Genomic DNA, 23,894 nt, shown 5'->3' on the forward strand with positions numbered 1-23,894 from the left:
ATTTGCCCTGAAACTGTTGCCTAAACAGCAACCGAATGGCGGCCGCGTCCATTACCGAGATAGATGTCGAAGATTGCCGCGATATTACGGGCGAAGGGCCTGCCCAGCTCCGTGAGCGCAAAAATATCGGCATCCATACGCACCACGCCGTCATTGTTGCCGGCGGCGAAATGCTGTGCCTGCGTCCGCACGGAATGGCTGGCCTTGCCGAAACGCTGGTCTAGATCCGCGAAATCGAGCGCGAAATCGCACATCAGCCGCTCGATGACATGCGAGCGCAGATGATCCTCTTCCGACAATTCTATTCCCTTGACGATGGCAAGGCCGCCCTCGCCCACTATGCGCTGATATTCCCCGGTCGCCACCATGTTCTGCACATAACCCTGCGGCAGCCTGCCGATCGACGATGCGCCAAGCCCGATCAACGCATCGGCCGTATCGGTGGTATAGCCCTGGAAATTACGCCGCAGTTCCCCCGCTTCGGCAGCCTGGCATAAGGTATCGGCCGGCTTGGCGAAATGATCGATGCCGATCGCTTTGTAACCCGCTTGCTTCAGCATCTCTCCCGCCATCGTCATCTGGCGATAACGCTCGGCAATATCCGGAAGCGCGTGTTCCGGGATCAGCGACTGGTGCTTCTTCATCCACGGAACATGGGCATAACCGAAAAGCGCCACCCGGTCCGGATCGAGCGAGACGATCTGATCTACCGTCTTCTTCAGCGTCTCGCAGGTCTGGAACGGCAGACCATAAAGAATGTCGCAATTGACCGAGTGGACGCCCCTCGCCCGCACCGCATCGACGACCGATTTCGTCTGTTCGAAAGACTGGATGCGGTTGATGGTTTTTTGCACTTTGTCATCGAAGTCCTGCACACCAAGGCTCGCCCGCGACATGCCGACGGCGGCAAGCGCGTCGTAACGGCTGTCATCCAGATCGTTCGGGTCCATTTCCACGCTGATTTCAGGCGTAAGCCCGAAGGTGAAATGGCGCCGCAGACAGTCCATCAGGCTGACCATATCCTCAGGCTTCAGCATGGTGGGAGAACCACCGCCGAAATGCACCGCGCTCACCACCGCGTCAGGTGAAACAAGTGCGCCGACCGCTTCGATCTCCTGCTTAAGTGCTTCCAGATAAACGGCAATCGGCTCGTATTTCAGCGTGTGCTTGGTGTGACAGGCACAGAACCAGCACAACCTGTCGCAATAGGGAATGTGGAGGTACAGCGATATCCGGTTGCGATGGTTAAGCTCGCCGAGCCATTGCCGATAGGTCGCATTATCGATTCCCTCGTGGAAATGCGGCGCGGTCGGATAGCTCGTGTAACGTGGCACGGCACCCGAATATTTGCGAAGAAGTTCGGTATTCATCACCGGTTTTGCCTTTTATCAAGAAAATGTCGATTTCCTCTCTTTCAGTAACGGCTGCGACAGTTTGCAACTTTGACTTCAATCAAATTGCGCCATAAGTTCTTCCTAAAGTAGACGCGGGGACGACGGCTACGTGGCGCAAGCCTTTAAAGAGACCGGATTTGATACCCATGGTCGTAATCGTCCCGAAAAAGCCAGCATTGGAAGAGGCTTATGGACACGCTGCAGAAGACCATCCACAATTCGGAAGTGCCCGTCGTGTGCCGCTCCTGCGAGGCACGTCACGGTGGTCTTTGCAGTGCGTTGACGCCGCAGCAGCTCTGCGACCTCAGCCGTTATTCCAGCCGCAAAAAACTGGAGGCCGGCAATGAGTTGCTGGGCCAGGGCGAACTCGTCACCTCTTACGGCAACATCCTCAACGGCGTGGTGAAGCTTTCGAAAATGATGTCGGACGGCCGCCAGCAGATCGTCGGCCTGCAATTTGCCCCGGATTTTCTTGGCCGGCCATTCATGGCAGAAAGCAGGATGACGGCGGAAGCCGCAACGGATGTCGAAATCTGCCTTTTCCCACGCCGCATCGTCGACCGCATGGTTTCCGAAGTGCCTGACATGGAGCGCAAGCTTCACAGCCAGTCGCTGAAGGAACTGGATGAGGCGCGTGACTGGATGCTGACGCTCGGCCGCAAATCGGCGCAGGAAAAGGTTGCCAGCTTCCTTTATATGATCGCCACGCATATCGATCCGGAAAACGACGACAAATCGGCTTTCGACCTGCCGCTTTCACGCGCCGACATCGCCGATTTCCTCGGCCTCACCATCGAAACGGTGAGCCGGCAAATGACCAAGCTGCGCAAGGAAAGCATTATCCGCATCGAGAACAACCGCCATATCACGGTGCCCGATCTCGACGCACTGAACGATGCCGCCGGCAACGACTGACCGGCGGTCGCAATTCTTCATCGACCCTGAAGCGCGGGTGTTCCAATATTGATGTGCGGCGCCCGCGCCTGAGCCGGGGCGAGCGCAAAACCGGCAAGAACCAGCAAAGCGGCGATGCATTTCATGATATTTCACCCTGTATGCCGCCTTTTCAGCGGCCTGTTTGTTATGGCTGCATCATAAGCGCCAAACCGCATCCATCCGCTTAAAATCTTCGGTAAGCGGATGGTTCAAAGGCAGGGTAAAGAAGGGGTTATGATGGGTGCATCTGCCACAAACGGCACTGTCACAACCTCGGCATAGCCGCTTGTTTCTTCTCCCCGCCGGGGAGAAGGTGGCCCGAAGGGTCGGATGAGGGGGTAACGTTGCCGGATTTTCGGAGAGCTTGCCCCCTCATCCCGCTGCCGCGACCTTCTCCCCGGCGGGGAGAAGAAACAAGCGGCACTCGCTCGCTCCATATCAAGCATCATGGCACGTAAGGGCCTGCCCGGTTTCAGGGTGTGTTTCGTCACTCAAAGATGCTAGGTTCGGTCCGTTAGACCGTGCATGACGCGCGATATAATCTCACTGCGAAGCAGCAGGTGTCGCAACCGGCTTCTGGTTTTCGCCAAGCGCCCGCAGTTCGGCAACCCGGCGCTTATATTCGGCTTCCGAAATCTGGCCATTGCGGCGGGCAGCGCCAAGACGCGAGAGGCTCGATTCCATGGTGGAAGCCTCATCGTCGCCCATCTGGGTGCCGGCCGCAGTCATGGGCGCCGAAAAGGTTGGATAGGTGCCGGTATCACGCCTCTGGCTCACCGCATTGTCGCTAACGGGGCGCGGGCCGACGATTTCGGCTGTCGGGCGGCGCATATGGGCCGGCGCCACGATCGGTTCGGGAGCCTTGCAGGCGACGAGCCCGGTAACAGCCACGACGCCGGACAGGGAAAGCACAGCGATTCTCGCAGCATTTTCCGCATATGTTCCCCAGGTGCCCATCTGCTTGCCCATCGTCATGTTCCGCCTGTAAGGATATCTGCAGATATCGAATTCGACTGCGGTTCGGCGCTTTGCGGCCTCCCCTTGCTGGTGGAACTTGTATTCGTTTTCATGCAGAATGTGCAAACACAAATTTGGCGGAGGACAGCGCATGGCAGGTGTTGACGGTGGGCAGAGGAAAAAGGGCGGCAAAACGCCCGGTTTCGACGCCGGATCCGCCGAAGCCTACCTGATCCGCGACCCTGAAGCCTTCGCGGTCAACATTGCCCGCGCGCTTGAAAATCTCGGCAAGGCCGCCTCCGAATGGCTGGCGCCGCGCGAACGCGGTGAAATCCCCGAAAACAGCGCCGACCCCATGACCGACCTCGTCAAGACGCTGTCCGATGTCGCGGAATATTGGATGGCCGAACCGAAGCGTTCGCTGGAAGCACAGACCCATCTTCTCTCCAGCTATTATGACCTTTGGGCAAAATCGGTAGCGCAATTTTCCGACGCGGCCGATTCGGCCCCGGAAAAACCCACTGAGACCGGCCCTGCGGAACGCCGCGACCGGCGTTTTGCCGATGCCGACTGGCAGGCCAATCCATTCTTCGATTTTCTCCTGAAAGCCTACCAGACCACCGTCGGTTTCGCCGACCGGATGGTGACGGAGGCCGAAGGGCTGGATGAACACACCCGCACCAAGGCGCTGTTCTACATGCGGCAGGTAACGGAGGCGCTCTCCCCGGCCAATTTCGTCTTCACCAATCCGCAGGTCTTCCGCGAGACGGTGGCTTCCAGCGGCGCCAACCTCGTCAAGGGCATGGCGCAGCTGGCGGAAGATGTCGCGGCCGGCAATGGCCACCTGAAACTGCGCCAGACGGATTACAGCAAATTCGTCATCGGCCAGAATATCGCGGTGACATCAGGCAAGGTAGTCGCGAGAAGCCCGCTCTGCGAAATCATCCATTATGCGCCGACAACACAGAAGGCCTTCAAACGGCCGCTGCTGATCGTGCCGCCATGGATCAACAAATTCTACATTCTCGATCTCAATCCGCAAAAATCCTTCGTAGGCTGGTGCCTGGAGCAGGGTCACAGCGTCTTCATGGTCTCCTGGATCAACCCGGATGCCCGCCTCGCCGACAAGGGCTGGGACGACTACATCCGCGAAGGCATCGATTTCGCCCTCGACACCATCGAAGAAAGAACCGGCGAGAAACAAATCAACGCCATCGGCTACTGCGTCGGCGGCACGCTTTTATCCTCGGCGCTGGCGCTGCATGCGCAGCAAGGCGACGAGCGTATCCGCAGCGCCACGCTGCTCGCCGCCCAGACCGATTTCATCCATGCGGGCGATCTCAAGGTCTTCATCGATGAAGGCCAGCTGGCGGCTCTCGACAGGCACATGCGGGCGGTCGGTTATCTCGATGGCTCGATCATGGCCACCGTCTTCAACATGCTGCGCGCCTCCGATCTCATCTGGCCCTATATGGTCGATAATTACCTGCGTGGCACCGAGCCCCTGCCCTTTGATCTGCTCTACTGGAATTCCGATTCGACCCGGGTGACGGCCGCCAGCCACTCCTTCTATCTGCGCAATTGTTACCTCGAGAACAACCTCGCCCGCGGGCTGATGCGGGTCGCCGGCAAGCGGATCAATCTCGGCGACATCAAGATCCCCGTCTATGATCTCGCCACCCGCGACGACCATATCGCGCCGGCGAAATCGGTCTTCACGGGTGCTGCGCTGTTCGGCGGGCCGGTAGAATTCGTGCTTGGCGCTTCCGGCCACATCGCCGGCGTCGTCAATCCGCCGCAGCTTGAAAAATACCAATATTGGACGGGGTCGTCACCAGCCGGAGACTTCGATGCCTGGCAGGCCGCCGCCACCGCCCATAAGGGCTCATGGTGGGTGCACTGGCAGAACTGGATCGAAAGCCAGAATGGCGAGAAGGTGAAGGCGCGAAACCCGGAAGACGGCAAACACGCCGTGCTCGGCGATGCGCCGGGAACCTACGTCCTTTCCTGATCACGCCGACCATCTCTCACCCTTCAGGCCACATGTTCTTCACGCCCCCACTCGTTCCCGCCACGCTGATTTCCCGCTACAAGCGTTTCCTCTTCGATGCCGTTCTGGAGGACGGCACGGCGATCACCGGTTCCTGCCCCAATACCGGCTCCATGCGTGGGCTGACGACACCGGGTTCGCGCATCTGGCTATCCGAACATGACAGCCCGACCCGCAAATACCGGCACATGTTTGAAATGGTCGAGGCCGATGGCACCGTGGTCGGCATCAATACCGGTATGCCGAACCGGCTGGCGGAAGAGGCAATCCTGAACGGCCGTATCCCTGAACTTGGCGGCTATTCGACGATCCGGCGCGAACAGAAATACGGCCGCAATTCCCGCATCGATTTCCTGCTGTCCGAACCCGGCCGGCCGGATGCCTATGTGGAAGTGAAGAACGTGCATTTCATGCGCGAGAAAGGCCTGGCCGAATTTCCTGACACCGCCACCAAGCGCGGCGCCAAGCATCTGGAGGAATTGGGTGACGCAGCGGAAGCCGGTTACCGCTCGGTGATGCTCTATCTCATCCAGCGCGGCGATTGCGAGCGGATGCGCATCTGCGACGATCTCGATCCGGTCTATGCGCTGGCGTTTCAGCGGGCGATGGCACGTGGTGTCGAGGCCTATGCGGTAAAATGCGCGGTCTCCCCAACACAAATTTCGGTCAGCGGAACGGTTAAGATGGACGAATGGCGTCCGGCTGTTTTATGAACAGGGACGTAAAGAGACAGAAAGCACCAAGATGGTCACCTATATCGACGCAGCCTCCGCCCCCCTCAAGAACACGGGCGTCATCCGCCTTTATACGCCTGAGGATTTTGACGGGATGCGCAAGGCGTGCCAGCTGACGGCACGCTGCCTCGATGAACTGGCGGCGATCGTCAAGCCCGGCGTGACGACCGACGCCATAGACCGCTTCGTCTTCGAATTCGGTGCCGACCACGGCGCGCTGCCGGCGACGCTGAATTATCGCGGTTACACGAAATCCGTCTGCACCTCGATCAACCATGTGGTCTGCCACGGCATTCCGGATGAAAAGCCGCTGCGCGACGGCGATATCGTCAATATCGACGTGACCTATGTGCTGGACGGCTGGCATGGCGATTCGAGCCGCATGTACCCGGTCGGCCAGATCAAGCGCGCCGCCGAACGGCTGATGGAAGTGACCTATGAATGCCTGATGCGCGGCATCGCAGCGGTGAAGCCCGGTGTGCGCACCGGTGCGATCGGTGCTGCAATCCAGGCCTATGCCGAGGCCGAGCGCTGCTCCGTCGTGCGCGATTTCTGCGGCCATGGCGTCGGACGCCTGTTCCACGACACACCCAACATCCTGCATTACGGCCAGCCGGAGGAAGGGCCGGAAATTCGCGAGGGCATGATCTTCACCATCGAGCCGATGATCAATCTCGGCAAGCCGCATGTGAAGGTGCTCTCCGATGGCTGGACGGCGGTGACACGTGACCGTTCCCTCTCCGCGCAATATGAACATGCCGTCGGCGTCACGACCACCGGCTGCGAAATCTTCACGCTGTCACCGGGCGGCTTTGATCGCCCGGGCCTGCCGCCACTCGCATAAGGCCAGACCGCCTATGTCAAAACGCCCTGCCCCGCCTCCCGCCGATCTTTCCCCGACGTCAGGCTTTGAGGCGGGCGAAGGCGACCTGTTCGACGCGGCGGATGAGCGCGGCTTTTTTGCCGAACCGCGAAGTGCACCGAAGAATCCTGCCGCGGCCCTTGTGGAGCCCGAAGCGGAAATCGCCCATTATCATGGCCACCGGGAGCGGCTGCGGGCGCGTTACCGCGATGGCGGCGATGCCGCACTTGCCGATTACGAGTTGCTGGAACTCCTGCTGTTCCGGCTGATCCCGAGGCGCGATACCAAACCCATCGCCAAGGCGCTGATCGCCCGCTTCGGAACGCTTGGCGGCGTGCTCGGCGCACCTTTGCCGCTGTTACAGGAGGTGAAGGGTGTAGGCGAGGCTGTGGCGCTCGATCTCAAGCTCGTCGCTTCGGTTTCCCAGCGCATGCTGAAAAGCGAAATCCGCAACAAGCAGGTTCTCGGCTCCTGGTCTTCGGTCATCGATTATTGTCATGCCGTCATGGCCCATGAAACCCGCGAACAGTTCCGCATCCTGTTCCTCGACAAGCGCAATGTCCTGATCGCCGACGAGGTGCAGGGCCAGGGAACCGTGGACCACACACCGGTCTACCCGCGCGAGGTGGTGCGCCGCGCCCTTGAACTATCCTCTACTGCATTGATTTTAATACATAATCACCCAAGTGGAGACCCCACACCTTCGCGGGCCGATATCGAGATGACCAAAACCATCATCGATACGGCCAAGCCGCTCGGCATCGCCGTTCACGACCACATCATCATCGGCAAGGATGGGCATGCCAGCTTCAAAGGGCTTCGGCTTATTTGAAAATCAACTGGTACTGACGCGAAGGCTCTAACGCGCATGCAACCCATAAGGGCGGCATCAACAAAAAATTAACACCTATAAATTAGCATTTCCGAAAATAATAAAACAAGGCATCGAACCTTGGTGCCTTGAGGAACGGGGGTGCTTTATGCGTAATGCAGTGCGTTTCCTTCGCGATCGGTCCGGCTCGAACGCTGTCGAGTTCGCCATCGTCGCGCCGATCTTCTTTCTCGTCCTTTTGACCATGATCGCCTACGGGATCTACCTGATGGCGGCCTATTCGGTGCAGCAGATCGCCGCAGATGCGGCGAGAACGGCGGTTGCCGGCCTCAATACAACCGAGCGCCAGCAGCTTGCCCGGGATTTCGTCACCAAAAGCGATCTCAGCTACGCCTTCATGGACAAGAAGCGTTTCACCGTCGATGTCGCCACCGATCCTGCCAATGCCAACCAGTTCACGGTCAAGGTCGAATATGACGCCAGCGATCTGCCGATCTGGAGCCTCTACAGCTACACCATGCCAGAGCCGGTCATCCGGCGTTTTTCCACCATCCGGATCGGAGGAGCGTGACATGCGAACTATCCATTCCCTGCTCCCCGCTTTCCTCAAAGATCGAACGGGCAACATCGCCATCTCGGCAGGGCTTACCGCGCCGCTTTTCATCGGCGTCCTGGCGCTTGGCGTCGATTACGGTTATCTGACCCTGCAGAAACGGCAGTTGCAGCAAACCGCCGATCTCGCAGCCATATCGGCGGCCGCCAATGCCGCCGATCCGGAAAGGGCGGTGCAGCAATATTTCGCCCTCAACGGCATGGATCTCGGCGTCAAGACGCCGCAGGGCCTGCTCACTCCAAACGGTCTTCAGCCCTTCGATCCCGCAAACGAGTTTGCAGGCAGCAAGGGTTACGCCGAGGTCATCAAGGGCCATTATGAGCCAGACGCAACCGTTCCTGTCGGCGAGCGGTTCGTCGACAACGCCCTGCCCACCAATGCGGTGAAAGTGAACATCGTTGAAAAGGGCCAGATATTCTTCGCCGCCGCCTTCACCACGCCGCCCAAGATTTCCGCGGTTGGAACGGCCTCATCCCAGAAGATCGCGGCATTTTCAGTGGGATCGCGACTTGCAAGTCTCGACGAAGGTATTTTGAACAGCCTGCTCGGCGGCCTGCTCGGCACCACGGTTTCGCTCAAACTCATGGATTACCAGGGGCTGGTTGCCGCCGATGTCAACGCGCTGCATGTCGTCGAGGCGCTCGCCATCGATCTCAAGCTCACCGCCGGCACTTACAAGGATGTTTTGAAGACGGAAATCACCTACGGCCAGTTCCTCAATGCGTTGACCAAAACCACCGGCCTCCAGCCGGCTGTCGCCAACATTCTGAAGACACTGGAAAAAACCGCCAACAAGAGCAACATCAAACTTAAACTCGAAGAGATCCTCAATCTCGGGCCGTTCTCGGACAAGCTGATCGGTAGTGGTGAAAACCTCAAGGTCACCGCCGGCGTCTTCGATCTGCTCAATGCCGCAGCCGTTGCCGGCAATGGCGGCAACCAGCTGGCGCTCAATCTCAACGCCAATGTGCTCGGTCTCGCCTCCGTCAAGGCAACGCTTGCCATCGGTGAACCGCCGGTCGAAACCCCGTCGCTCGCCGTTGGCGGTCAGGGCACCATCGTGCGCACCGCACAGACCCGGCTAGCCGTCAGTGTCGTGGTGGACGGGCTTCAGGCCATTGCCGGCCTCAAGGTCAATATCCCGCTTTATGTGGAAGTCGCCCATGCCGAAGCACGGCTTGCCGATATTCGCTGCACGGGCGGCGGACAGGGAACGGTCGATGTGGAAGTCGTTCCCGGCGTTGCGGAAATCGCACTCGGCAATGTCGATACCTCAGCTTTTGCCAATTTCGGCAAGGACCCGCGTGTCACCAAGGCGGCCATCGTCGATTCAGCCCTGCTCGCCATCAATGGCAGCGCCCTCATCAATGCCACCAACATGACGAAGACCAAGCTGACCTTCACGCAGTCGGATATCACCCAAGCCAAGATCAAGAGCGTTTCCACCAAGGACACCGTCACCACTCTTGTCAGCTCGCTGCTGAAGAACCTCAATCTGGATATCAGGCTGCTCTTCCTCAACCTCGATCTGGGAGGCCTGGCGGGCATTCAGGCAGCGCTGGCCAACACGCTTGCGGTGGTCACCGCTCCGGTCGATCAGCTGCTCTACAACGTGCTTCTGGTTCTCGGCGTCAAGATCGGCGAAGCCGATGTGCGCGTCACCGATGTGCGCTGCCAGCAGCCGGCGCTGGTGCAATAGCACCGCAGATAGACACAAAAAAGCCGCCGGGACATTCCCGGCGGCTTTTGTTTGAGCAGTCTTTAAATCAAGCCGTAGCAATCGCCAGACGCTTCTCGTCCCGACCGCTCTTCATGCGCTCGGACAAAAGGAACGCCAGCTCCAGTGCCTGATCGGCGTTGAGGCGCGGATCGCAATGGGTGTGGTAACGGTCGGACAGCGAATCCGCCGTCACGGCACGCGCACCACCGGTGCATTCCGTCACGTCCTTGCCGGTCATCTCGATATGGATGCCGCCGGGATGTGTGCCTTCGGCGCGGTGTATCTGGAAGAAGCTTTCGACTTCCGACAGAATGCGCTCGAACGGACGCGTCTTGTAGTGGTTGAGCGTGATCGTGTTGCCATGCATCGGATCACACGACCAGACGACCTTGCGGCCTTCCTTTTCCACTGCACGAATGAGCTTCGGCAGGCTGTCGGCAACCTTGTCGTGACCGAAACGGCAGATGAGCGTCAGACGGCCGGCTTCGTTTGCCGGGTTCAGCGCATCGATCAGCTCGATCAGATTATCAGGCGTCAGCGACGGACCGCACTTCAGACCAATCGGGTTCTTGATGCCGCGGAAATATTCCACATGCGCATGGTCGAGCTGACGCGTGCGGTCGCCGATCCAGATCATGTGACCGGAGGTAGCGTACCAGTCGCCGGAGGTGGAATCGACGCGGGTCAGCGCCTCTTCGTAACCGAGCAGCAGCGCCTCATGGCTGGTGAAGAAATCGGTTTCGCGCAGGCTCGGATTGTTTTCCGCGCTGATACCGATCGCCTGCATGAAGTTCATGGTTTCGGAAATCCGGTCGGCCAGCTTGCGGTAACGGTCCGCCTGCGGGCTGTCCTTGATGAAGCCGAGCATCCACTGGTGAACGTTTTCAAGGTTGGCGTAACCACCCATCGCGAAAGCGCGCAGCAGGTTCAGCGTCGCCGCCGACTGGCGATAGGCGTCGAGCTGGCGCTCCGGGCTCGGTATGCGCGAGCCTTCGTTGAATTCGATGCCGTTGATGATGTCACCGCGGTAGGACGGCAGCGTCACGCCATCGAGCACTTCCACGTTGGAGGAGCGCGGCTTGGCGAACTGGCCGGCAATACGCCCAACCTTCACGACAGGCAGCTGCGCGCCATAAGTCAGGACGACAGCCATCTGCAGGAAAGCGCGGAAGAAGTCGCGGATATTGTCCGCGCCATGCTCAAGGAAGCTTTCGGCGCAATCGCCGCCCTGCAGCAGGAAGGCGTTGCCTTCAGCGACATTGGCAAGCTGCTTTTTCAGACGGCGGGCCTCACCGGCAAAAACCAGCGGCGGATAGGTCGCGAGCGTGGCTTCCGTTGCCGCAAGCGCTGCTGCGTCAGGATATTCGGGAACCTGCTGGATCGGTTTTTGACGCCAGCTGCCGGGTGTCCAATTCTGTGCCATGTTCTTACCCTTTTTTCGCCCGCGCAATAGCGACGCGGCCGCCTCCAAAATTTGAGCGGCTTATAGCTCCAAGCATCGACTTTGCATAGCCGATCTCCCGGCCAACAGGCTCGTTCTGCCCGTTTTGAGCGCTTGAGACGCACAAAAGTCAATTCAAACGATTTAACAAACCCGCCGCCATCCGAAAAACACCGGTTTCGAAGGGCGACTGGCAGATTTGGACGGCGATTATATCACGCTCGTATCAGCGCTACACGCGCTCGCCATTCACCACCCGGTAGCTCGGCGTATACATCGTCACCAGTTCCTCGGACGCTGTCGGATGAACCGCCATGGTGCGGTCGAAATCATCCTTGGTGCAGCCGGCTTTCAGCGTGATGCCCAAAAGCTGCGCCATCTCACCCGCCTCGTGCCCGAGAATATGCACGCCGACAACCTTGCGGTCAGCGGCATTGACGATCAGCTTCATGATCGTCTTTTCCTGACGGCCGGAAAGCGTTGCCTTCATCGGCCGGAACTGGGCGCGATAGACTTCCAGTTCCGGATATTTCTTGCCCGCTTCCTCTTCCGAAAGCCCGACGGTGCCGATTTCCGGCTGCGAGAATACCGCAGTTGCGATCAACTCGTGATCCGGCTTGGTCGGGTTGTTCTTATATTCGGTTTCGATGAAGCACATGGCCTCATGAATCGCCACCGGTGTCAGCTGTACCCGATCGGTGACGTCACCCAGCGCGAAGATGTTTGGCACATTGGTGCGCGAATAATCGTCGACGATGATTGCGCCGCGCGCATCCACCTTCACACCCGCATTTTCAAGGCCGAGACCCTTGGTATTGGGGTCGCGCCCGAGCGCCAGCATGACGAGACCCACATGCAGAGACTGGCCCTGCAACGTGCGCGCCACAAAGCCGCCGGAACCGTCCCTGCTGACCTCCTGGATGACATCTTCCAGAATAATCTTGATGCCCTTGGCCACCATCGCCTCATGCAGGCCCTTGCGCATGTCGTGATCGAACCGCGACAGGATTTCCTTGCCGCGATAGATCAGCGTCGTTTCGACACCGAGCCCGTGGAAGATATTGGCGAATTCCACGGCGATATAACCGCCGCCGGCAATCAGGATCGATTTTGGCAGGTCTTCCAGATCAAACGCCTCGTTGGACGAGATCGTCAGCTCATGACCGGGCAACGCTTTGTGCTCGTTCGGCGTACCGCCGACGGCAATAACGATACGCTCGGCCGTGAAGGTCTCACCGGTTTTTGTAAGCTTCACGGTATGGGCATCGACCAGTTCAGCGCGGCTGTCGAAAATATCGGCCTTGGCGTTTTCCAGCCCCTTGCGATACAGCCCCTCGAGACGGGTAATTTCCTTGTCCTTGGCCGCGATCAGCTTCTTCCAGTCGAAACGGCGTTCACCAACGCTCCAGCCAAAACCTTCGGCATCCTCGAAATGTTCGGGGAACTGCGAGGCGTAGACGAACAGCTTCTTCGGCACGCAGCCGCGAATGACGCATGTGCCGCCATAACGGTATTCTTCAGCAATCCCCACGCGCTTGCCGAGCGAGGCCGCCACGCGGCCGCTGCGCACGCCGCCCGAGCCGCCACCGATGACGAAAAGATCGTAGTCATAAGCTGTCATAGTCAAAACCCCTGATCAAAACCACGCCATCAGCCTTCAAGGCGAACGGTGGCGTCTTCACGGCACATATAGGTGCTGCGACGCACAAATGAAAAGCCCGGTCTTGCGACCGGGCTTTGAATATTTCTGAACTGTCTGTTCATTCAATCAGGGCTTGGGAGCAGCCGGAGCGCCGCCCGTGGCGTTCTGATCGGCCGGAAGCGGCTTCAGATCTGCGCCGGCAACCTTCTGCAGTTCCGACATGCTGGACGCGTTGAGATCGCGGTTGATGCCGGCGGCCCAGATATCGGCGGCCTTCATCAATTCACGCGTGGCGATCGGGCCGTCCTTCAGAAGCTTCTTGCCCGCTTCGCTGCTGTAGAAGGCGGAAATGGCGTTCAGCTCTTCAACGCTGAAGGCGCGCGCATAGGTGAGTGCAGCCTCGCGTTCCAGATCGGCGCGGCGCGGCGCAAGCTCGAGAGCCTTGGCATCGACGGTCTCGGTGATGGCGTCTTCGACGTTCGGCGAGGCCTGAATGAGTTCGGCCTTCAGACGCTCTGCCAGTCCAGGCAGAATGTCGTCAAAACGGTCGGTAACGCCAAGAGAGGCGATTGCCTGCCGTGCGGCAGTAACATGCGCTTCCGAAATTTCCTGAGCGCGTGCGGCAGTACCGAACACAACGCCGGAAATGAGGATCGAAGCAGCGGCAGCTTTGCCCAGTCCCGCTAGTTTGATCATGAAAATCTCGCTCCTGTTATACTGCCTGCATCACGCGGGCGCCTTCAGGACCCGCGATGATGGCAAGCGATGCCAAATTTATGAAAAGTCCGTGCTCGACAACACCGGGAATAGCGTTCAGCTCGCGTGCTAGCGCTTCTGCATCAGGAATACGGCCAAAAGATGCGTCGAGAATAAGGTGTCCGCCATCCGTCATGAACACGCCGTCACCGGACGAACGCATTGTCAGCGTGCCGGAAAGACCTGACCGCGCCGCCAGTTTCTCGATGGCGATGCGCGTCGCCACCTGGCCGAAAGGGTTGATTTCGATGGGAAGCGGAAAGGCGCCCAGCGTCTCCACCACCTTCGTCTGGTCGGCGATGACGATCATACGGGCGGATGCCGCCGCGACGATCTTTTCGCGCAGAAGCGCGCCGCCGCCGCCCTTGACGAGCCGCAATGCATGATCCACCTCGTCCGCGCCGTCGATGGTCAGATCCAGTTCAGGCAATTCATCGAGAGATTTCAGCGGAACACCAAGCTCGACGCACAGACGCGCGGTGCGCTCGGATGTCGGCACGCCCTCGACTTTCAGGCCGGCAGCAACCTTCTCGGCCAGAAGCCTGACGAATTCCTCGGCCGTCGAACCCGTGCCGATACCAAGCCTCATCCCGTCTTGCACATGGGACAATGCGGCCTCGGCGGCCTTGATCTTCATCTGGCGGGCATCCATGTGCCTGAAACTCCGGTAGCTTTGTCGTCGCCGTGCTGTTTACACGGGTCGAAAGCCAAACGAAAGCCTTTTTCAAGCCAACGAACAGAACGTTGTGACGCGGTTGCAAAGACAGGCTCGTTTGCCTAGGCTTGGCAGGAATAAAAGCACCGACACCTCGACACCCGCATTCTCCAAGAGGCCCGTTCCCGTGACATCCCGCCCGCTCTCTCCGCTCGCCATTTTCGATCTCGACGGCACGCTCGTCGATACCGCCGCCGACCTCGTCTCGAGCCTCAACCACACCATCGCCGTTGCTGGCCTTGCCCCCGTCACCTATGACGACCTGACCCACCTCGTCGGCCAGGGCGCGCGGGTGATGATCAAGCGGGCTTTCGCATTGCGCCAGACGGAACTACCGGAAGCCGAGATCGATCCGCTTTACGAGCGTTTCATCACCCATTATCGCGCCGAAATGCCGGGTAAAAGCCGCCCCTATCCCGGCATCGTCAACACGCTGGATGCGCTCTCGGAAGCCGGCATCACACTTGCCGTCTGCACCAACAAGACCGAAATCCTCGCTTTGCCGCTACTCGAAAAACTCGGGCTCACGCCCTATTTCGCGGCCATCACCTGCGGCGACACCTTCGCCTTCCGCAAGCCGGATGCCCGCCATATTCTCGGCACCATCGAAAAGGCCGGCGGCGATAGCAGGCGCTCCATCATGGTCGGTGACAGTATCAACGATATTCTCGCCGCAAAGAACGCCGGCATACCGTCGATCGGCGTGACCTTCGGTTATACGGATGTGCCGATGGCCGAGCTGGAACCTGACGTCGTGATCGATGATTTTGCAGCACTGACGCCGGCACTCTTCAAGAAGCTCATCGCCAAGGGCGCCGCTGCGGCCTGAAAAGCCGGACCGTCCAGCCGCTATCAAACAAAAAAAAGCGCCGTTTCCGGCGCTTTTCTCTCAATGCGATTTATCAGATCGATGCGGCCCGCGCCTTTGTCGTCACGGCAAACGCCTTCTGCACATAGCTGTCGCGGTCATACACGTCGTCGAAGAACTGCACCTTGCCGTCCCTGTCCGGCCAGGCGGTGAAATAAGCAACGTAGACCGGGATTTTCACCGGCACCTGCACGGCGCGGTTCTTGCCCGAAGCAATCTGCTCGCCCACCTTGTCGACGCTGGTGCCGAGAACCGCGGCCGCCATACGGCGCGGATCGACCAGACGGATACAGCCGTGGCTCAGCGCCCGCATGTCGCGGTTGAAGAAGCTCTTGGCCGGTGTGTCATGCATGTAGATGGCATGCGCATTGGGGAACAGGATTTTCAGGTCGCCCAGCGCATTGTCACTGCTTGGCGGCTGGCGCACGGAAACGGCATTGGTCGAGCCGTACCAGTTGACGCTGGTGGAGGAGACCGCACGGCCACCCACCTGCACTTCGTAACCCAGCCGGTCGAGATAGGACGGATCGCGGCGCAGCTTCGGCAGCATCTCGTTGACGATGATCGACTGCGGCACGCCCCAATAGGGATTGAACTCGACGGTCTGGATTTCGTCCTGGAAGAAATAAGTCTGGTTGGCCTTGGAGCCGACGACCACCTTCATGCCGAACTGTTCCACACCATCATTGTGGTAATAGGCCATGAAAGCGGGCTGATTGATGAGGACGTAACGCTGGCCGAGATCGGCCGGCAGCCAGCGGATCTGCTCCATGGCCACCTGCACCTTGGCGATCTTCGCCTCGTTGCTTTCGCCAACCATGGCGCGAACAGTGGCGCGGCCGATGACGCCATCCGGCTTAAGGCCGTTTTCGCTCTGGAACGCCTTCACCAGATCGACGAGATCAGGCGTGTAATCCTGCGTCTGCTGGTAGCCCGAAATGATCGCCGCATGCTGCGCCTTGAAGGCGGGCGAAGCGCGATGTTCGATCGCCTTGACCACATTGGCCATATCAGCGCTGCTATTGCCGGGCTTCAGCACCAGATCGGCGGGAACGCGGACGGTGTGAGCCGCATCGCCCTCACCGCGCAGGCGGGCAAGGTCAGCCTTCAGCGCCTGATATTCGGCACTCGATGGTTCGCGGCTGCGCAGATAGGCAGCGACATCGGGGCTGAGGCCGGCAAGCTTCAGCACGGGGGTAAGGTTCACCGTCTTGCGCTTGAAATCATGGTAGCCGGAGAGCCGGTTCGGATCGACACGGCCGCGGGTCGTATCCTGCACATAGGCCAGAACCTTGGCAGACAGCGCCAGTTCGAACCGCATCTGCGCCCGCTGATAGGCGTCGGAGGTCGATGCCGATGCCATTTCCACCGGCGTACCGGTTGCAGTCGTGCCGGAAGCATTGCTGCTGATGCTGGCGGTCACATCCTTTGCCGGTGCGGAAATGCTGTAATCAGCCGGATCGAGGCCGCTTTCGCCAACGGTCTCGAAGAAGGCGATGACGGCGTTGGCACGTTCGGTCAATTCGCCGTCGGAAACCCACAGCGTCTTGCCGCCGGCGCCATAATAGGCTTCCAGCGCCTTGGCGATTTCAGGCGTGGCGCTGAACTTCAGGTTGGCGAGATCGTCACTGAAATTGGCCGTGTTCACAGCGCGGGCGGTATCCGCCTTGTAGTCGTAATAACGCGGGCCGGAAACGCGCGGCAGGGGCTCGGGATCGGAAGCATCGGCGCTCGGTCCTGAAACCGACGGCGAGGTGACGACACCGGCCGGCGGCAATTCACCGCGGTCACGCGCAACCTTGCCCGGGCCGCCGCGCAGAAGGTCCATCAGCGTTACCGCACCGGCGCTGCCGGGAAGAGCGGTGGAAACGGAAAGACCGAGAACCAGCACCAGCGTTGCCGATGTTTTTCCAGATGTGACTTGCAATTTGATCCTCGTAGCACCCAGCACAGCCAGAAAAACGGCTTGCATCAGTTTCATGCCTGTCTAGCCGATAGACGGCCCGTTGAAAAGAAACGCCCAAAGTTCACAACCGTGCCGAAATGAACCTTATGATACAGCCAAAGCCATAAAAACGTAATTTCCAGAATTGGCGAGAATGGTTAAATTTCTATTTATTTCATTCACTTTGCCGTGGTTTGCCACACCGCTCGCATGCCACGGAAAGCCCGGTTTTCCGGACACTTCGGGACGTAGTAAAAATGCCACGCCGGTCCGTTTTTCACCCCGGCCCTGCCCTGATGTCGAAATCGCTTTAACACGGCGGGAAATATCTGCCCCTGCCGCATTGCAGCGCTTTCATTGCCGGCGCGATGATTCTATATATCGGCCGCGCAAGGCGGGCGAAGGCACCGTTTTGGCGGAGGAACACGAGTAAAAAGGCAAGATTGATGACAGCCACACGGACGGAAACCGATACATTTGGACCCATTGAAGTTCAGGCCGATCGCTATTGGGGCGCACAGGCGCAGCGCTCGCTCGGCAACTTCAAGATCGGCTGGGAAAAGCAGCCCGCCTCTGTCGTTCGTGCGCTGGGCATCGTCAAGCAGGCTGCTGCCCGCGCCAACATGGCGCTGGCCGGTCTCGACCCCAAGGTTGGCGACGCCATCATTGCCGCTGCGCAGGAAGTCATCGACGGCAAGCTGACCGAGCATTTCCCGCTGGTCGTCTGGCAGACCGGTTCCGGCACCCAGTCCAACATGAATGCCAATGAGGTGATTTCCAACCGCGCAATCGAGATGCTCGGCGGCGAAATGGGTACCAAGAAGCCCGTTCACCCCAATGACCACGTCAATATGAGCCAGTCCTCGAACGACACTTACCCCACCGCGATGCACATCGCCTGCGTGGAAGAGATCGTTCACCACCTGCTGCCGGCGCTCAAGCACCTGCACACGGCGCTGGAAGCCAAGGTCAAGCAGTTCGAGAAGATCATCAAGATCGGCCGTACCCACACGCAGGATGCGACCCCGCTGACGCTCGGCCAGGAATTCTCCGGTTATGCCGCGCAGGTCGCCTCGGCGATTGCCAATATCGAACTGACGCTGCCGGCAATTTCCAAGCTGGCCCAGGGCGGCACGGCTGTCGGCACGGGCCTCAACGCCCCGGTGGGCTTCGCCGAAAAGGTCGCCGACGAGATTTCCAAGATCACCGGCCTGCCCTTCGTCACCGCGCCGAACAAGTTCGAAGCGCTCGCCTCGCATGATTCCATGGTCTTCTCGCATGGCGCAATCAATGCCGCTGCCGCTGCACTCTTCAAGATCGCCAACGACATCCGCTTCCTCGGCTCCGGCCCGCGCGCCGGTCTTGGCGAATTGTCGCTGCCGGAAAACGAACCCGGCTCATCGATCATGCCGGGCAAGGTCAACCCCACCCAGTCGGAAGCACTGACGCAGGTTTGCGCCCACATCTTCGGCAACAATGCCGCCCTCTCCTTTGCCGGCTCGCAGGGCCACTTCGAGCTCAATGTCTATAACCCGATGATGGCCTACAACTTCCTGCAGTCGGTCCAGCTTCTGGGCGACGCCGCCGTCTCCTTCACCGACAATTGCGTCGTCGGTATCGAGGCACGCGAAGACAATATCCGCAAGGGTGTCGAAAATTCGCTGATGCTGGTGACAGCGCTGAACGGCAAGCTCGGCTACGACATCTGCGCCAAGATCGCCAAGACCGCCCACAAGAACGGCACGACCCTGCGCGAAGAAACCGTCGGCGGCGGATACCTCACTAACGAGGAATTCGACCAGTTTGTACGCCCGGAAAACATGATCGGCCCGAAGTAAGCCTGTCAGGATTATCGCTGGAATAGAGAACGGGCCTTCGGGCCCGTTTTTTGTTTGTTCGGTTGACGGGTGAGCGACGAGACCGTGACATGGTGCCAAAACATCGGGATGGCCCGGCATCGACCTCTCTTGGTGTTTTTAAATCGTCCTCGTAAACTGTTCTTCCGCAGAGAATACCGAAACCAAGTGCGCGATTGAGGATGACATCATGATCTGCCGCCGCAGCCTGTTTCTTGGAAGCGTATTCCTCGTCACGGCGATGAAAGCCCCAAATCTTTTTGCGCAAGGCGATCCGCCCCGGATTTCCCTTTGGCCCGGGCTGCCTCCGGGTGGTGGTGGTCCAAAGGGCAGCACAGATATCAGCAAAAAAGGCGCAGTCACCAACATATCCAGACCGGGCCTAGAGGTATTCGCCCCCGAAAAGTCAACTGGTTCGGCAATGATCATTGCAGGCGGCGGCGGATATAAACGCATAGAGGAAGGCAAGGAGTCCTATCCCGCTGCACGCTGGCTCGCAGCCAGAGGCATTTATGCTTTTGTCCTCACCTATCGCCTGCCAATTGAAGGATGGGCTGCCGGACCGCTGGCGCCGCTTCAGGATGCGCAGCGCGCCTTTCGTCTGGTGCGTGCACGCGCTTCGAACTGGCAGATCGATCCGCACAGGATCGGCGCGCTTGGCTTTTCCGCAGGCGGGCACTTGATGGGGCTTGTCGCCACCCGCCCGGCTTTTACATCTTACGAAGGCATCGATGACATCGACAGGCAATCAGCCGGGCCGGATGTCGCAGCGCTGATCTATCCGGTCATCACGCTGGCTGCACCCTATGATCACACATCAACCCGCAGATCGCTTGTCGGCAGACACCCGGCAGATGAAGCAACGCGGCAATGGTCGGTGGAAAGTCATGTGAGCAAAGATTGCCCCCCGGTCTTCCTCACACAGGCGGATGACGATCGGATTTCCGATCCCGCCAATAGCCGTGTCATGCGAGAGGCCTGTGAAAAGGCTGGTGTGGATGTCGAATTCCGTCCGATCGCATCCGGCGGCCACGGCTTCGGCATGGGAAAGCCCGGAACCCCAACACAGGAATGGCCAAACTGGTATGAGGCTTGGTTGCGGAAGCAGAACTTTCTGACATGAGGCCTCCCGGCGATCCATCGCACCGCGCGTCTTGAGGCCTATTGTCACTCCAATAAAATTGCCACCCCAATAAAAAAAGGGCCGCAAAAGCGGCCCTCTTCGTAATCATTCAAACCGTCAAACCAGCCGGCTCTGCTCCACCGCCGCTTCAACGAAGCTGGCAAACAGCGGATGTGGGTCGAGCGGGCGGCTTTTCAGTTCCGGGTGGTACTGCACGCCGATGAACCAGGGATGGTCAGGATATTCCACCGTCTCCGGCAGGACACCATCCGGAGACATGCCCGAAAAGACCAGGCCGCAATTTTCCAGCCGTTCCTTGTAGTCCACATTCACCTCGTAACGGTGGCGGTGGCGCTCGGAAATCTCGGTGGAACCATAGATGTCAGCAATCTTGGTGTCTTTCTTCAGCGCCGCCTTGTAAGCGCCGAGACGCATGGTGCCGCCGAGATCGCCCTTGGTGGAGCGCTTTTCAAGCTCGTTGCCCTTCACCCATTCCGTCATCAGGCCGACAACCGGCTCAGCGGTCGGGCCGAATTCGGTGGAGGAGGCATTTTCGATGCCGGCGAGATGACGGGCCGCTTCCACGACCGCCATCTGCATGCCGAAGCAGATGCCGAAATAGGGCACCTTGCGCTCGCGGGCAAACTGCGCCGCCATGATCTTGCCTTCGGAACCGCGTTCGCCGAAACCGCCCGGCACCAGAATGCCATTGACCTTTTCGAGATAGGGCGTTGGATCTTCCTTTTCGAAGACTTCCGACTCGATCCACTCCAGCTTCACCTTGACGCGGTTGGAGATGCCGCCGTGATGCAGCGCCTCGATCAGCGACTTATAGGCATCCTTGAGGCCGGTATATTTGCCGACGATCGCAATCGTTACCTCGCCTTCCGGCGTGCGGATGCGGTTGCAAACTTCTTCCCATTGTTCCAGACGCGGCTTCGGCGCAGGCTCGATGCCGAAAGCGGCCAGCACTTCCGAATCGAGGCCTTCCTTGTGGTAAGCCATCGGCACATCGTAGATATTCGCGGCATCCAGCGCCTGAATGACGGCGGATTCGCGCACGTTGCAGAACAGCGAAAGCTTGCGGCGTTCCGCTTCCGGGATTTCCCGGTCGGCGCGCACCAAAAGAATGTCGGGGTGAATACCGAGCGCCTGCAGTTCCTTTACGGAATGCTGGGTCGGCTTGGTCTTCAGTTCGCCTGCCGCCGGAATATAGGGCATCAGCGTCAGGTGAAGATAGATTGCGGTACCGCGCGGCAGGTCGTTGCCGAGCTGGCGGATCGCCTCCATGAACGGCATCGCTTCGATGTCACCCACTGTGCCGCCGATCTCGCAGATGACGAAATCGTAATCGTCATTGCCTTCGATCACGAAATCCTTGATCTCGTTTGTGACATGCGGAATGACCTGAACGGTTGCGCCGAGATAGTCGCCGCGGCGTTCCTTGTCGATGATGTTCTTGTAGATGCGACCGGTCGTGATGTTGTCGGTCTTGGTGGCCGAACGCCCTGTGAAGCGCTCATAGTGGCCAAGGTCGAGGTCCGTCTCGGCACCGTCATCCGTCACGAACACTTCGCCGTGCTGTGTCGGGCTCATGGTGCCGGGATCGACGTTCAGATAGGGGTCGAGTTTGCGAAGCCGCACCCGATAACCACGGGATTGCAACAAAGCTCCGAGTGCTGCTGCGGCGATGCCCTTACCTAAAGAGGAGACCACGCCGCCTGTGATGAATACATATCGCGCCATGGGATTCACCGGATACCTTTTTACCTCTGATTCCGCCAGCCCAAATTTCATGCTTTCGAAAATTCGCTGTTGACGAATTTACGATGGGACGCGGCGGAATACGAACAAAAGAAAACCGGCAGGCTTTTGGCCTGCCGGAGTGTTAAATCAGAACCGGGCTTATTGACCGGTCGGAACTGCGTTCGGATCGGCGGGCTGCGCCGGTGCCGGAGCGGCCGTGCCGGAAGCGGCCGGAGCCGTCTGGGCGGGCGCTGCTGCGCCATTGTTGGTCGGAACGCCATTTCCAGCCGGAGCCGGCGTTGCGGGCGTCGTTGCCGGGCCGAGCGTGTCGAGAATGCCGTTGCCCTGGCCTTGCGTGGCCGGAATACGGTTCAGAATATCGGTCGGGCGCGCTTCGTAACGGGTCATAAGACCAAGGCCGAGCGACGTCAGGAAGAACAGCGCGGCGAGGATACCCGTGGTGCGGGTCAACGCATTGGCCGTTCCGCGCGCGGACATGAAGCCCGAACCGCCGCCGATACCGAGGCCGCCGCCTTCGGAACGCTGGATCAGGACCACGCCGACGAGCGCCAGCACGATCATGAGGTGTATAACAATCAAAACGGTCTGCATGACAATCCATTCCATGCCCCGCGCGGAGCACTACAAAGAAGGTTTCGCGGCTCTTTACATGAGGCGAAGGTTTATTCCAAGCCCCTTTCCAACCCCTGTGACAGGAAAGCTGGTCTCAGGCCGTCAGTTGCTCATATGCCGCATAGATGGACAGGAAGTCGGAAGCTTTCAAGCTGGCGCCGCCGATCAGCGCGCCATCGACGTTCTCGACGCCCATCAGTTCCAGCGCATTGGCGGGCTTCACCGAACCGCCATAGAGAATACGCATGGTCTTGCCGGCATCACCGAAGCGCTTGACGAGTTCGTCGCGCATGAAGGCATGGGCCTCGCGCACATCCTGCGTGGTGGGGGTAAGACCGGTGCCGATCGCCCAGACAGGCTCATAGGCGATGACGGTGTTTTCAGCAGTCGCCTCATCCGGCAGGGAGCCGGCCAGTTGGCGCTTGAGAATGTCGAGCGTCTGGCCCGCCTTGCGCTCATCCGCCGTCTCGCCAATGCAGACGATGGCGATAAGATCGGCCTGATGGGCCGCAACAGCCTTGGCGCGCACCAGATGATCCGTCTCGGCGTGGTCAGTGCGGCGCTCGGAATGACCGACGATGACATGGGTGCCGAAGCAGTCGGCGATCATCTCGGCGGAAATATCGCCAGTATGCGCGCCGGATGCGTTCTGGTGGCAATCCTGCGCGCCGATCAGCAGCGGGCTGTCATCGCACAGCGCCGTCGCCACATAAAGCAGGGTCGAGGGTGGGCAGATCAGCGCGTCCACCTTCTCCGACAGCGCGCCCTTGACGCCTTCTGCCATGGCCTTGATCTGATCGAGCGAGGCACGCGTGCCGTTCATCTTCCAGTTTCCGGCAACAAGCGGTCGAACATTCGGCGTCATGCGTATCCCATTCCCTTTGTCTCGAGGCGGCCGCATTGACGACACCCCTTCCCTCAGCCGTCTCACGGCCCATAATCGCGACAGAAACACTGCCGGAAATCCCGGGATATTCCTTTAAACGGCCCCGGCAACAAATGGTACAAAAAAGCGGCCCGAAGGTTCAAAACGACCGCCAATTTCGAAAAATTTACCGTCGCTGATCCAAA

The 23,894-nt window shown here is 59.4% G+C and carries 20 protein-coding genes; 10 read left to right on the forward strand and 10 right to left on the reverse strand.

Annotation, left to right across the window (positions count from 1 at the left end):
* Window positions 1–20: 20 nt before the first annotated feature.
* Window positions 21–1,370, reverse strand: a complete 1,350-nt coding sequence (gene hemN / locus DXT96_RS05650) for an oxygen-independent coproporphyrinogen III oxidase (RefSeq protein ID WP_153513773.1) — start codon at window positions 1,368–1,370, stop codon at window positions 21–23.
* A 213-nt stretch (window positions 1,371–1,583) separates the two neighbouring features.
* Between hemN and fnrN the strand changes: the two genes are divergently transcribed.
* Complete coding sequence (gene fnrN / locus DXT96_RS05655; RefSeq protein ID WP_149897539.1) at window positions 1,584–2,309, forward strand: transcriptional regulator FnrN; 726 nt, start codon at window positions 1,584–1,586, stop codon at window positions 2,307–2,309.
* Window positions 2,310–2,873: 564 nt separating this feature from the next.
* On the opposite strand, the gene DXT96_RS05660 is transcribed toward fnrN, so the two are convergent.
* A complete protein-coding gene (locus DXT96_RS05660; protein ID WP_236776530.1) occupies window positions 2,874–3,299 on the reverse strand; it encodes a hypothetical protein in 426 nt (141 codons plus the stop codon).
* 139 nt (window positions 3,300–3,438) lie between these two features.
* On the opposite strand from DXT96_RS05660, the gene DXT96_RS05665 reads away from it, so the two are divergent.
* The 6 genes from DXT96_RS05665 to DXT96_RS05690 all read left to right on the forward strand — a co-directional run bounded on the left by DXT96_RS05665 (window position 3,439) and on the right by DXT96_RS05690 (window position 10,077).
* Window positions 3,439–5,298: an alpha/beta hydrolase gene (locus tag DXT96_RS05665; protein WP_153513774.1), complete on the forward strand. Its 1,860-nt coding sequence runs from the start codon at window positions 3,439–3,441 to the stop codon at window positions 5,296–5,298.
* Between the two features lie 32 nt (window positions 5,299–5,330).
* On the forward strand, window positions 5,331–6,050 hold the full coding sequence (sfsA, locus tag DXT96_RS05670) for a DNA/RNA nuclease SfsA (protein WP_153513775.1): 720 nt from the start codon (window positions 5,331–5,333) through the stop codon (window positions 6,048–6,050).
* A 31-nt stretch (window positions 6,051–6,081) separates the two neighbouring features.
* Complete coding sequence (gene map, locus DXT96_RS05675) at window positions 6,082–6,915, forward strand: type I methionyl aminopeptidase (RefSeq protein ID WP_153513776.1); 834 nt, start codon at window positions 6,082–6,084, stop codon at window positions 6,913–6,915.
* A gap of 13 nt (window positions 6,916–6,928) precedes the next feature.
* Entirely contained in the window at window positions 6,929–7,765 is an 837-nt protein-coding gene (gene radC / locus DXT96_RS05680; RefSeq protein WP_153513777.1) for a DNA repair protein RadC, read from the forward strand.
* A gap of 148 nt (window positions 7,766–7,913) precedes the next feature.
* The gene (locus DXT96_RS05685) at window positions 7,914–8,336 is read left to right on the forward strand and encodes a TadE/TadG family type IV pilus assembly protein (RefSeq protein ID WP_153513778.1); all 423 of its coding nucleotides are present in this window, start codon (window positions 7,914–7,916) and stop codon (window positions 8,334–8,336) included.
* Between the two features lies 1 nt (window position 8,337).
* Complete coding sequence (locus DXT96_RS05690) at window positions 8,338–10,077, forward strand: TadG family pilus assembly protein (protein WP_153513779.1); 1,740 nt, start codon at window positions 8,338–8,340, stop codon at window positions 10,075–10,077.
* 67 nt (window positions 10,078–10,144) lie between these two features.
* On the opposite strand, the gene DXT96_RS05695 is transcribed toward DXT96_RS05690, so the two are convergent.
* The 4 genes from DXT96_RS05695 to rpiA form a co-directional block, all read right to left on the reverse strand.
* Window positions 10,145–11,521 carry a class II 3-deoxy-7-phosphoheptulonate synthase gene (locus DXT96_RS05695; RefSeq protein WP_149897531.1) on the reverse strand — a complete coding sequence of 459 codons (1,377 nt, stop codon included), beginning with the start codon at window positions 11,519–11,521 and terminating at the stop codon, window positions 10,145–10,147.
* 250 nt (window positions 11,522–11,771) lie between these two features.
* On the reverse strand, window positions 11,772–13,160 hold the full coding sequence (gene gor / locus DXT96_RS05700) for a glutathione-disulfide reductase (protein WP_153513780.1): 1,389 nt from the start codon (window positions 13,158–13,160) through the stop codon (window positions 11,772–11,774).
* 147 nt (window positions 13,161–13,307) lie between these two features.
* Window positions 13,308–13,877 carry a DUF2059 domain-containing protein gene (locus tag DXT96_RS05705; protein WP_149897529.1) on the reverse strand — a complete coding sequence of 190 codons (570 nt, stop codon included), beginning with the start codon at window positions 13,875–13,877 and terminating at the stop codon, window positions 13,308–13,310.
* Between the two features lie 16 nt (window positions 13,878–13,893).
* Complete coding sequence (gene rpiA / locus DXT96_RS05710) at window positions 13,894–14,589, reverse strand: ribose-5-phosphate isomerase RpiA (protein WP_153513781.1); 696 nt, start codon at window positions 14,587–14,589, stop codon at window positions 13,894–13,896.
* Window positions 14,590–14,779: 190 nt separating this feature from the next.
* Here rpiA and DXT96_RS05715 point away from each other — a divergent pair, with 190 nt between their 5' ends.
* Window positions 14,780–15,481 carry an HAD family hydrolase gene (locus DXT96_RS05715; RefSeq protein ID WP_371418791.1) on the forward strand — a complete coding sequence of 234 codons (702 nt, stop codon included), beginning with the start codon at window positions 14,780–14,782 and terminating at the stop codon, window positions 15,479–15,481.
* A 73-nt stretch (window positions 15,482–15,554) separates the two neighbouring features.
* Here the strand turns inward: DXT96_RS05715 and DXT96_RS05720 are convergent, their stop codons facing one another.
* Entirely contained in the window at window positions 15,555–17,411 is a 1,857-nt protein-coding gene (locus DXT96_RS05720) for a murein L,D-transpeptidase (protein ID WP_371418812.1), read from the reverse strand.
* 500 nt (window positions 17,412–17,911) lie between these two features.
* Between DXT96_RS05720 and fumC the strand changes: the two genes are divergently transcribed.
* Window positions 17,912–19,303, forward strand: coding sequence for a class II fumarate hydratase (gene fumC, locus DXT96_RS05725; protein ID WP_153513783.1), 1,392 nt, complete (start codon window positions 17,912–17,914; stop codon window positions 19,301–19,303).
* Between the two features lie 208 nt (window positions 19,304–19,511).
* Window positions 19,512–20,444, forward strand: a complete 933-nt coding sequence (locus tag DXT96_RS05730) for an alpha/beta hydrolase (protein WP_153513784.1) — start codon at window positions 19,512–19,514, stop codon at window positions 20,442–20,444.
* A gap of 117 nt (window positions 20,445–20,561) precedes the next feature.
* Here DXT96_RS05730 and DXT96_RS05735 read toward each other — a convergent pair whose 3' ends face one another.
* The 3 genes from DXT96_RS05735 to tpiA all read right to left on the reverse strand — a co-directional run bounded on the left by DXT96_RS05735 (window position 20,562) and on the right by tpiA (window position 23,688).
* Complete coding sequence (locus DXT96_RS05735) at window positions 20,562–22,199, reverse strand: CTP synthase (RefSeq protein ID WP_371418792.1); 1,638 nt, start codon at window positions 22,197–22,199, stop codon at window positions 20,562–20,564.
* Between the two features lie 150 nt (window positions 22,200–22,349).
* Complete coding sequence (secG, locus tag DXT96_RS05740) at window positions 22,350–22,802, reverse strand: preprotein translocase subunit SecG (protein WP_153513786.1); 453 nt, start codon at window positions 22,800–22,802, stop codon at window positions 22,350–22,352.
* A 115-nt stretch (window positions 22,803–22,917) separates the two neighbouring features.
* Window positions 22,918–23,688 carry a triose-phosphate isomerase gene (tpiA, locus tag DXT96_RS05745; protein WP_137084310.1) on the reverse strand — a complete coding sequence of 257 codons (771 nt, stop codon included), beginning with the start codon at window positions 23,686–23,688 and terminating at the stop codon, window positions 22,918–22,920.
* Between the last annotated feature and the right edge of the window lie 206 nt (window positions 23,689–23,894).

The organism is Agrobacterium sp. ICMP 6402, from assembly GCF_009498615.1.
GTDB lineage: Bacteria > Pseudomonadota > Alphaproteobacteria > Rhizobiales > Rhizobiaceae > Agrobacterium > Agrobacterium burrii.

Bases quoted from the DNA above. Each gene is read 5' to 3' on its own strand.
- hemN (WP_153513773.1), bottom strand. From the start codon at position 1,370: ATGAATACCGAACTTCTTCGCAAATATTCGGGTGCCGTGCCACGTTAC.
- fnrN (WP_149897539.1), top strand. From the start codon at position 1,584: ATGGACACGCTGCAGAAGACCATCCACAATTCGGAAGTGCCCGTCGTG.
- DXT96_RS05660 (WP_236776530.1), bottom strand. From the start codon at position 3,299: ATGGGCAAGCAGATGGGCACCTGGGGAACATATGCGGAAAATGCTGCG.
- DXT96_RS05665 (WP_153513774.1), top strand. From the start codon at position 3,439: ATGGCAGGTGTTGACGGTGGGCAGAGGAAAAAGGGCGGCAAAACGCCC.
- sfsA (WP_153513775.1), top strand. From the start codon at position 5,331: ATGTTCTTCACGCCCCCACTCGTTCCCGCCACGCTGATTTCCCGCTAC.
- map (WP_153513776.1), top strand. From the start codon at position 6,082: ATGGTCACCTATATCGACGCAGCCTCCGCCCCCCTCAAGAACACGGGC.
- radC (WP_153513777.1), top strand. From the start codon at position 6,929: ATGTCAAAACGCCCTGCCCCGCCTCCCGCCGATCTTTCCCCGACGTCA.
- DXT96_RS05685 (WP_153513778.1), top strand. From the start codon at position 7,914: ATGCGTAATGCAGTGCGTTTCCTTCGCGATCGGTCCGGCTCGAACGCT.
- DXT96_RS05690 (WP_153513779.1), top strand. From the start codon at position 8,338: ATGCGAACTATCCATTCCCTGCTCCCCGCTTTCCTCAAAGATCGAACG.
- DXT96_RS05695 (WP_149897531.1), bottom strand. From the start codon at position 11,521: ATGGCACAGAATTGGACACCCGGCAGCTGGCGTCAAAAACCGATCCAG.
- gor (WP_153513780.1), bottom strand. From the start codon at position 13,160: ATGACAGCTTATGACTACGATCTTTTCGTCATCGGTGGCGGCTCGGGC.
- DXT96_RS05705 (WP_149897529.1), bottom strand. From the start codon at position 13,877: ATGATCAAACTAGCGGGACTGGGCAAAGCTGCCGCTGCTTCGATCCTC.
- rpiA (WP_153513781.1), bottom strand. From the start codon at position 14,589: ATGGATGCCCGCCAGATGAAGATCAAGGCCGCCGAGGCCGCATTGTCC.
- fumC (WP_153513783.1), top strand. From the start codon at position 17,912: ATGACAGCCACACGGACGGAAACCGATACATTTGGACCCATTGAAGTT.
- DXT96_RS05730 (WP_153513784.1), top strand. From the start codon at position 19,512: ATGATCTGCCGCCGCAGCCTGTTTCTTGGAAGCGTATTCCTCGTCACG.
- secG (WP_153513786.1), bottom strand. From the start codon at position 22,802: ATGCAGACCGTTTTGATTGTTATACACCTCATGATCGTGCTGGCGCTC.
- tpiA (WP_137084310.1), bottom strand. From the start codon at position 23,688: ATGACGCCGAATGTTCGACCGCTTGTTGCCGGAAACTGGAAGATGAAC.